Origin of the sequence: Pseudomonas sp. NY15181, from assembly GCF_048068055.1 — a bacterium.
In the GTDB taxonomy this organism is placed as follows: Bacteria; Pseudomonadota; Gammaproteobacteria; order Pseudomonadales; family Pseudomonadaceae; genus Pseudomonas.
Genome location: NZ_JBLUPT010000033.1, coordinates 1 through 294, shown reverse-complemented (window position 1 = coordinate 294; position 294 = coordinate 1). Strand labels below are relative to the sequence as shown.

Below are 294 nucleotides of genomic sequence, written 5' to 3'. Positions count from 1 at the left end.
TTCGAAGTCCCGGCCGACAAGGCCCTGGACGAAGGCGAGCACGACTTCACCGTGATCGCGGAAGACCCGGCCGGCAACCAGAGCGAGCCGTCGCAGCCGTACCCGATCCACGTCGACACCACCGCCCCGGATGCCCCGAGCATCACCGGCGTAGTCGACAACGACGATCCGGCGCACCTGGTCGACGTACCGAAGGACGGTTCGACCAACGACACCACTCCGGTCATCAACGGTGGCGGCGCCGAGAAGGGCGACATCATCCACGTGTTCGACGGCGAGACCGAACTGGGCTCC

1 protein-coding gene is annotated in these 294 nt (G+C 66.7%); it reads left to right on the top strand.

Going from position 1 to position 294, the window contains the following annotated elements; genetic code table 11:
- Positions 1–294 (top strand): hypothetical protein (locus tag ACNFBT_RS27200; protein WP_416753902.1); only part of this gene is annotated, 294 nt, incomplete at both ends.